General features: G+C 38.8%; 8 protein-coding genes. 6 read left to right on the plus strand and 2 right to left on the minus strand.

The genetic code is table 11. The annotated features are described in order from the left end of the window. The first annotated feature begins 1 nt into the window (after position 1). The gene (locus HNQ80_RS18515; RefSeq protein WP_184312165.1) at positions 2-3,055 is read left to right on the plus strand and encodes an AAA family ATPase; all 3,054 of its coding nucleotides are present in this window, start codon (positions 2-4) and stop codon (positions 3,053-3,055) included. Positions 3,056-3,171: 116 nt separating this feature from the next. Here HNQ80_RS18515 and HNQ80_RS18520 read toward each other — a convergent pair whose 3' ends face one another. Continuing rightward, positions 3,172-3,675 (minus strand): dUTP diphosphatase, encoded by a 504-nt coding sequence (locus tag HNQ80_RS18520; RefSeq protein WP_184312166.1) that lies wholly within the window; start codon positions 3,673-3,675, stop codon positions 3,172-3,174. A 214-nt stretch (positions 3,676-3,889) separates the two neighbouring features. Here HNQ80_RS18520 and HNQ80_RS18525 point away from each other — a divergent pair, with 214 nt between their 5' ends. After that, positions 3,890-4,090, plus strand: a complete 201-nt coding sequence (locus tag HNQ80_RS18525; RefSeq protein WP_184312167.1) for a cold-shock protein — start codon at positions 3,890-3,892, stop codon at positions 4,088-4,090. Positions 4,091-4,261: 171 nt separating this feature from the next. On the opposite strand, the gene gdhA is transcribed toward HNQ80_RS18525, so the two are convergent. Then, positions 4,262-5,599: an NADP-specific glutamate dehydrogenase gene (gene gdhA / locus HNQ80_RS18530; protein ID WP_184312168.1), complete on the minus strand. Its 1,338-nt coding sequence runs from the start codon at positions 5,597-5,599 to the stop codon at positions 4,262-4,264. Between the two features lie 571 nt (positions 5,600-6,170). Here gdhA and HNQ80_RS18535 point away from each other — a divergent pair. The 4 genes from HNQ80_RS18535 to HNQ80_RS18550 all read left to right on the plus strand — a co-directional run. Then, positions 6,171-6,491 carry a hypothetical protein gene (locus tag HNQ80_RS18535; protein ID WP_184312169.1) on the plus strand — a complete coding sequence of 107 codons (321 nt, stop codon included), beginning with the start codon at positions 6,171-6,173 and terminating at the stop codon, positions 6,489-6,491. A 35-nt stretch (positions 6,492-6,526) separates the two neighbouring features. Next, entirely contained in the window at positions 6,527-7,099 is a 573-nt protein-coding gene (locus HNQ80_RS18540) for a polysaccharide deacetylase family protein (protein ID WP_330602949.1), read from the plus strand. A 396-nt stretch (positions 7,100-7,495) separates the two neighbouring features. Beyond that, a complete protein-coding gene (gene nuoE / locus HNQ80_RS18545) occupies positions 7,496-8,023 on the plus strand; it encodes an NADH-quinone oxidoreductase subunit NuoE (protein WP_184312170.1) in 528 nt (175 codons plus the stop codon). Between the two features lie 3 nt (positions 8,024-8,026). Beyond that, positions 8,027-9,403, plus strand: a 1,377-nt coding sequence (locus HNQ80_RS18550) for a (2Fe-2S) ferredoxin domain-containing protein (protein ID WP_184312171.1), incomplete at its 3' end; no start/stop codon positions are given.

Below are 9,403 nucleotides of genomic sequence, written 5' to 3' on the forward strand. Positions count from 1 at the left end.
GATGAAGCCTATTAAGCTTTCCATGGGAGCATTTGGACCCTATGCAGAGGTGCAGGCCATCGACTTCCGAGAGTTGGGAGATCGGAATATATTCTTGATCCACGGACCCACTGGTGCAGGTAAAACTACCATTCTAGATGGCATATGTTTTGCCCTTTATGGAGATACCAGTGGAGCAGAGAGAAATGGAAAAAATATGAGGAGTCATCACGCAAAGCCTGATCAGATGACAGAGGTTACCTTCGAATTTGAAATCCGTGGGGAGTTCTATCGTATCTATCGCATACCAGAGCAGGAGAGACCTAAAAAATCGGGTACAGGTACAACGCTGCAAACGGCAGACGCTAGCCTATGGAAACGAAATGGAGAAGATGAGGAAGTTTTGCTCAAAACGGGCTGGAAGGTTGTAACAGAGGAAATAGAGAATATCATTGGTTTTAAAAGTAGCCAGTTTCGACAAGTGATCATGCTGCCTCAGGGACAATTCAGAAAGTTGCTGGTGGCCGACTCTGTAGAGCGACAAAATATCCTGGAAAAGCTCTTTCGGACAGAACTATATCGAATGATTGAAGAATTGCTAAAGAAATCAGCCAAGGAGCTTCGGGATGAAATCAAGAGAAATCAAGAGCATCAAAGGCTGCTCCTATCCCAGTCCGGGTGTCAGTCCCTAGAGGAGATGGCAAAAGTCATTATAGATAACGAAGCAAGAATGAAGGGCATGGAGGAAGAATTAAGGGTTAGGGTCGATGTCCTAAAGAAAATTCAGGAAATGTTTATCTTAGGAAAAGCAAACAATGAAAAACTGAAGGAAAAGGACTTGTTGGAAAAGGAACTGCAGGGACTAAAAAACTTTATTCCCACCATAGAGAAAAAAAGGCAGGAGCTTCTTCAGGCGAGAAAAGCAGCAACCTTAGAGGAAATGGAAAAAATCACTCGGCTTATTAGCAAGGATAGAGAAAGTTGGGAAAAGAATCTGGCACTAAAGCAAAAAGAACTTGTTTTGGCTGCAGAAAAATATAAGGATGCAGAAGAAAACTTACGGTTACAGAACCAGCGGGAAGATCTTCGAGAGGGACTGAGAAAAAAAATCATGGAGCTGGAAGGGTTTGCAGAACGGGTGAGAAATCTTGACCAGAGGAGACAGTCCATCCAACAGCTGAAGATTGCCTATGATCAAAGCCTAAAAGAAAAAACTGATTTAGAGGCAAAATTAAAAGAATTGGATGAGAAGATAGTGAAGGAAACTGGGTTGTTGGATATCCTTAAGGAGCATAGACACAAGCTTCCTTTCCTAGAAGCTCGATATAAGGAAGTTGAGGGCTATTTCAATAAAAAGGTGAATTTGGTTCAGCAGGAGAAGCAATGGGCCTTGATGGAGAAGGAATATGAGAAAGTAGTTCTGGAAACTGAGTCTGCTGAAGAAGCTTACATACGAAAGAAAAAAGAATACTTTGGACTTCAAGAGATATGGAATAGGGGGCAAGCTGCGGTACTGGCCCAGGGAATCACCTCAGGAGATCCCTGTCCCGTGTGTGGTTCAACCCACCATCCAAAGCCAGCCATAAAGGAAGAATGGATGCCTACAGAATCAGAATTAAAAGAGAAGCAGCTGGAAGTAGAAAAACTTGAGAAAGTAAAGGAACAGTGGAAAGCTGAGCTTGGAAAAGCTGCATTGGAAAAAGAGAAAATTTTGAACATGATAAAGCTTCTGGGACAGGAATTAGGAGAAAAAGCAGCTATAGATATGGAGCAGCTAAAACAAGAGGCAGAGAATGCAAAAAATCTATGGAAGCAGGCTCTGGACCAAAGTGCGCAGCTTGAAGAGGTACAGAAAAATATTGAAGTTATGAAAGACAGCCAGCATAAGCATAGGGAAATTCTTGAAAAAACTGAAGAATCTTTAAAGGGACTTGTTGAAGAGTATCAAGGCAGTTTGGGTGCTTTTCAACAGGAGGAAAACTCTATACCTCAAGAAATAAGAAGCCTCGATGCTTTGACAAAGCTCCATCAGAAAGTTGTAGCGCAACTAAAATATGAAATGGAAGCCCAAGAGAAAACTCAAAAAGCTTTTGATATTGCAGATAAGACCTTGGAAGTTTTAAAGGTAGAGTTGGCCAATGGGCAAAAGACCCTGGATGAGATCCAAATAAAGTATGGCCAAGAGAAAAAGAAGTTTATAGATCGATTGTTAGGCGCAGGCTTTGAAAAATATCAAGATTATGATCAAGCCAAGAGAAGTGAAGGAGATTTAGAAAGTCTGGAGCGGGAAATCAAAGGATTTGACGGAAAACTTCAATCAATACAAGAACAGTTTGATAAAGCAACCAAGCTTGCAGAAGGTGTAAGCCTAGTGAATCTGGAAAAGCTTCAGCAAGATATGGAAGAGGCTGAAAAGGCAAAGGAAGAGATATTGAAGCTGCAAGCCAACATCTCCGAAAAGATAAAGAATGATCAAAGAATATTCAAGGAAATAGACAGTTTAAATAAACATATTCGCGATTTGGAGAAAGAATTTGGAAATGTGGGCTATTTATCGGATATCAGTAATGGAAACAATCCATATGGGTTAACCCTTCAGCGCTTTGTGCTGGGGACGCTGCTTGACGATATTACCGATGCTGCAACCCAACGGTTGAGGCTCATGAGCAAGGGTAGATATCATTTAAGACGAACCATGGATCGTGCAAGGAAAAATGCTGCTGGCGGCTTGGACCTGGAAGTGTTTGATACCTATACGGGTATCGAAAGGCCTGTCACTACCCTATCCGGCGGGGAAACATTCTTGGCATCCTTATCTCTGGCGTTAGGACTAGCCGATGTGGTACAGGCATATTCTGGCGGAATTAATCTGGATACTATTTTTGTAGATGAAGGCTTTGGCACATTAGATCCAGAGGCGTTGGACTTTGCTATGAGAGCTTTGATTGATTTACAGCAAGGCGGCAGACTTGTGGGGATTATCTCCCATGTACCAGAGCTACGGGAACGAATGGATGCTAGATTAGAAGTCATGACCACGGATTCAGGAAGCCGAGCCGTATTTAAAATATCGTAAATAAAAACAACTGACCAAAGTCTCAACTTTGGTCAGTTGTTTTTATTTAGATGATCATCTTCTCCAAAATGATGAACATATACATCATTGATACGTTTAAAGTAGTCAGGTAACAATTAGGCGGCATAATTAGATAAATAATAATGATACACTTCCTCGAAAGTGAAACCAAGCATTCTACCAAGAGAAATGTACCGTGAGAACAACCTCAAATATACGGATAATGCATCTCCATAGTTTTGAATTCCTAAAGCATATCTTAGATGGGTGATATCTTCATAAATCCAAGAGAATAACTTAATTGTATGTTCTTCTGTGGTTACTGGCGTAAGGACGCTGTCATCGATGATGTTGAAGTCATGGGTATTGCCGATAGATAGCAAAAACTGCATTGCATCTACATATCGGAATAAGAGCTTTTCCCTTGGAATGACTTTCTCTGCCTTCGTATATTTGTAGCATTTTGTGAGATTGGCGATCTCACCAAGCTTGACTTGAAAGGCTAGAAAGCGCAGATCAAATACATTATCTTTTCCTAGGGCATGTTCATCCATATCGACAGCGCTTTTTATTTTGTTTTCCAAGATGTCTTGGATTTTAAAAAGCTGATATAGTTCCATAATAATCCCTCCAAAATAATATTATACGTAGTATTAGTATCTAGTACTAATACTACGTATAATATTATAACCCATAAGTATAGTTAGGTAAAGGATTTAATGCAATAGGTTATTCATACCATGAAAAAATGTACAGCATGGCTTGACGAGCTCGTTCGAGTATGATAGACTAACGGAGTATTAAAAATTTTTTTATGTTTTAGGAGGTTTTCTCGTGAAAAAAGGTACAGTAAAATGGTTTAACTCAGAAAAAGGTTTTGGATTCATCACAGTAGAAGGCGAGAAGGATGTATTCGTACATTTCTCAGCAATTCAAGGTGACGGTTACAAATCATTAGAAGAAGGCCAAGCAGTAGAGTTTGAAATCGTTGAAGGCGATAGAGGTCCTCAAGCTGCAAACGTTACTAAGTTATAATTGAAAAATTGCATTTAGTTGCATAGTATAGAGCGATTATAACACCAACACCCTCATAATTTATGAGGGTGTTTTTGTCTGCCTATAGAGTAATGTTGCTTCCTATACATAGAAAAGGAACCCAAAAGGGTTCCTTTTCTGATTTTATCTTAAACTTGAATTATCTCGATCTTATACTAAACCTTGGGCCATCATTGCATTGGCAACTTTTAAGAAGCCAGCAATGTTTGCTCCAGCAACATAGTTACCAGGTATACCATACTTAGCAGCAGCATCTTTAGAAGCGTTGAAAATGTTTACCATGATAGCATCCAGCTTCGCATCTACTTCTTCAAATGTCCAAGATAATCTCATGCTGTTTTGTGACATTTCTAATGCAGAAGTTGCAACACCACCAGCATTGGCAGCCTTAGCAGGAGCTAAAAGAACACCCTTTTCTAAGAATAGCTTGATGGCTTCATTTGTAGTAGGCATGTTTGCACCTTCTCCAACTGCAAGTACACCATTCTTGATTAACATTTCAGCCTGTGGTACATCGATATCATTTTGAGTAGCACATGGTAGGGCGATATCACATTTGATTGACCAAATGTTTGAGAAGCCTTCATGATATTCAGCTTCTGGATGATGTTTCACGTATTCACTGATTCTCTTTCTTTCAACTTCCTTAAGTTGTCTGATAGTAGCTAAATTGATGCCATTCTTGTCATAGATATAACCGTTTGAGTCAGACATTGCAACAACTTTAGCACCATAGGACTGAGCTTTTTGGCATGCATAGATTGCAACGTTACCAGAACCAGAGATTACTACTGTTTTGCCTTCATAACTATGTCCATGCTCTTTTAACATTTCTCTTACAAAGTACACTAAACCATAGCCAGTAGCTTCTGTTCTAGCCAATGAACCGCCATATGTAAGTCCTTTTCCAGTTAAAACACCAGCTTCATATGCGTTTTTGAGTCTCTTATATTGACCATACATGTAGCCGATTTCTCTTCCGCCTACACCGATATCTCCAGCAGGAACGTCTACATCTTGTCCAATGTGTCTGTATAACTCAGTCATAAAGCTTTGGCAGAATCTCATTACTTCTGCATCAGACTTGCCCTTAGGATCGAAGTCAGAACCACCCTTACCGCCTCCAATTGGAAGACCAGTTAAAGAGTTTTTAAAGATCTGCTCAAAACCTAAGAATTTGATAATTCCTACATATACGGATGGATGGAATCTTAATCCACCTTTGTAAGGTCCGATGGCACTGTTGAACTGCACTCTGAATCCTCTGTTTACCTGTACCTTTCCTTGATCATCTACCCAAGGTACTCTAAAGATAATTTGTCTTTCTGGTTCAACAATTCTTTCAAGAATACCTGCTTCTACAAACTCAGGATGTTTTGCGATAACAGGTTCAAGTGAAAGTAGGACTTCTTCTACGGCTTGATGGAATTCCACTTCGCCATGATTTCTTTTCTTCACTTGCTCTAAAACGTTTTGAACAACTGACATCAGATCATCTCCTTAAGATTTATTTTGGATCACTCAGATGATTATGCATGATATATGCATAATTTTCCTGATGTGCCACTAGCCAAAAGTGGGAAAAGGATTTCCTTGATCAAAGAAAAATCTTCCCGAATTAAATTATACAACTTATATGATAATTTTCAACATTGAATTGAAAATTATTTTCTACTTCGTTTAAGAACATATATTGCTGATGCATATGGATAGAATTTGTAAGCATTAATAGGCGCTTTAAGTATTATAAATTCTAGCTGGAGAATTTTACTTTGCCTTAAAATTTTAGACAATAGAAATTTCATCTAAAGAATTTTGATGGAGCAATGGACAATGATTGCAGTAATATACGAAATTTTAACACGATTTAGAAAGTTATATTTCGAATGCCACTATATAGTATTGCCTAAAAAATCTTCACATATAAATTGCTTGAAAAGATTTTTTATAAAGGGAAAACAAAGTGAAATATAACATCTCATTGAATATGGAATGGAGGAAATGGAAATAGGAACATAAAAATGAGAATACAGAATATATTGAAAAGGGGGGGATGCCAATGAATACGGATGAAAAGAATTTAAAAGAAAAACAATTGTTCTTGGGCTTAATTTTACTATGGATCATGGCCGTGGGGATTCAACTGACAGGGATGATGACAGCAAACAGCCAGCTTACTAGACAAAATGATGCCTTGATGCTGATGAACCAAGAGCTAAAGACACAAAATACAAAAATAACGGAGATATTAGAAGAATTGGACCACAAGGTTGGAAAGATAACAGAACGTATAGAAAAAGAAGATAGTAAGGATTTAGAACAGGATTTTTTTGTGAAGACCAACAAAAGAAGATCCACAATAGAAAAAGAGCCTATTTAACCTTTGACGATGGACCTAGTCAGAATACCATAAAAATTTTAGATATATTGGCAGCGTATAAGATTCATGGAACGTTCTTTGTCAATGGCACCAATGCTTCTCAAGGAAAAGAACTATATAAGAGAATCGTTTCCGAAGGTCATGCCATAGGAAATCATACATACAGCCATGATTATGAGAGAATATACACCTCCATAGAAAGCTATCTACAGGATCATCGAAAATTAGAAACGTTGATTTACGAGGAAACAGGTATCAGACCTAAAATCATTCGTTTTCCTGGAGGATCCAATAATACAGTCAGTCATCGTTATGGAGGAAAGGATTTTATGAGGAAGCTCATACAGAGAATGGAGGAAGAGGGGTATCAATATTTTGATTGGAATGTCACATCGAAAGATGCCTCATCGGCATGCCCTAGCAAAGATACTATTATTGAAGCAGTTTTAAAGAATGTGGAAGAGAAAGAGAATGCCATTATTTTATTTCATGATAGCGCAGCGAAAACCAGTACCGTGGAAGCGCTGCCTATAATCATTGAAGCGTTAAAAAAGAAAGGCTATAGTTTTTCTACACTTACTGAGGATTCGTATTATGTTCACTTCTAATATTATGCAGTATGTGTGAAGGTACTGGAAAAGTCAAGAAACATTGAATATGATGTATTTGGTAAAACAGGAAAATACCAGCATTGCTGGTGTTTTCCTGTTTTTATTAGCATACGGAAAGGATTTAATTCCAACGCAAATATTCTCGAAAATATATAAATATTCTGATTTTGGTATGAATATTTAAATATTGCATTGACAGAGATCTTAAAAAATGCTAACTTAACAAGAAATACTGTATAATTAGTAAAATATTTATGCATTACAAGGAAGGATTTTAAAAAAGCATAAGCGGAAGTAAATCAAGAAAATGGTGTGAAGTCATGGAGCAAATAAAAAGATCCAAAGACTGAAAGGATTCAGAAAATCATGATGAGGGATGAGGGGTGTGGAATGATGGATTGTTGTATGGGAAAAAAAGAAATTATGGAAAGTGAAGAAATTGCCCAGTTAAAATGGGAAAAACTAAAATCCAAAATGGAAAAATACAGACAAATTCCAGGAAGCTTAATTAGCGTGCTTCAAGAAGCCCAAGAGATCTATGGATACTTACCGAAGGAAATACTTCAGAAAATTGGTGACAGCATGGGAATTAAGGCTGCGAAGATTCATGGGGTAGCTACCTTTTATACCCAGTTTAGATTAGAACCAGTGGGTAAATATTTAATTTCTTTATGCCAGGGTACCGCATGTCATGTGAATGGCTCAAAGCTCATTGAGGCAGCAATCTGTGGAGAATTGGGCATTGAAGCAGGTGGAACTACAGAAGATCAATTGTTTACCCTTCATAATGTGGCTTGTTTGGGCTGCTGTAGCTTATCTCCTGTTATGATGATTAACGGGGATACCTATGGAAAGCTTACGCCAGATAAGGCAAGGAGGATTATTCAGGAGATTAAGGATAGTGAGCAAAAGGGGGTATAAAGAATGAAAATCATTGTGGGACAGGGGAGTTGTGGTATTGCAGCTGGAGCCAATAAAGTATATGCAGCCATTGAGCAAGAACTTCAAGACCGTAATATAAAAGGAGAACTAGCCCTGACAGGATGTATTGGTATGTGTTATCTTGAACCGATCGTTGAGGTTGTACGAGAGAATGGGGAAAAGATAACCTATGTAAAAGTAACACCAGAGATGGCGAAAGAGATCATAGAAGAAAAGAATTCTACCGATATCATAGAAAAGGAGGATGAGGAAATCCTTCACAAACAAAGAAGAATTGCTTTGAAAAACTGTGGTTTGATTAATCCTGAATCTATTGAGGAATACATAGCATCCGGAGGTTATCAAGGGATAGAGAAATGCGTAAAAGAAATGAGCTCAGAGGAAGTCATAGAAGAAATCAAAATTGCAAATCTTCGCGGTAGAGGAGGCGCTGGCTTTCCTACCTGGTTCAAGTGGAATGCAGCAAGGCAATCCCTGGATACTCCTAAATATATGGTGTGTAATGCAGATGAGGGAGATCCTGGAGCGTTTATGGACCGAAGCATATTAGAGGGAGATCCCCACAGTGTCATTGAAGGGATGCTCATAGGAGCCTATGCTATGGGAGCAAATGAGGGTGTAATTTATGTAAGAGCAGAGTATCCCCTTGCGATCCTACGCCTAGAAAAAGCCATTGCCCAAGCAAAGGAAAAAGGATATCTTGGAAAAAACATTATGAATGGTAGTGGTTTTAGCTTTGAATTAAGAATCAAAGCAGGCGCAGGGGCCTTTGTTTGTGGAGAAGAAACGGCTCTGATTGCATCTTTAGAAGGAGAAAGGGGTATGCCTAGGTTAAAACCGCCTTTTCCTGCTCAAAAAGGATATTGGCAAAAGCCGACCAATATTAACAATGTGGAAACTTTTGCAAATGTTCCATGGATCATAAGAAATGGTGGAAAGGCTTTTGCAGAAATTGGCAGTGAAAAGAGCAAAGGCACAAAGGTATTTGCTTTAACAGGAAAAATCAAAAAAGGAGGGCTTGTAGAGGTCCCTATGGGTATTTCCTTAAGAGAAATCATCTTTGATATCGGTGGTGGCATCAAGGATGATAAAGGGTTTAAAGCCGTTCAAATGGGGGGACCCTCTGGGGGATGTATACCAGCCCATCTTTTAGACACGGCTGTGGATTATGATTCCATCAATAAAACTGGGGCCATCATGGGATCCGGAGGGATGGTTGTCATGGATGAAACTACCTGTATGGTAGATATGGCAAGATTTTTCCTGGATTTTACGCGAAAAGAATCCTGTGGCAAGTGTATACACTGTAGAATTGGTACCAAGCGAATGCTTGAAATTCTTACACGAATTTGTAATGGG

The organism is Anaerosolibacter carboniphilus (genome assembly GCF_014205875.1).
Taxonomy (GTDB): domain Bacteria; phylum Bacillota; class Clostridia; order Peptostreptococcales; family Thermotaleaceae; genus Anaerosolibacter; species Anaerosolibacter carboniphilus.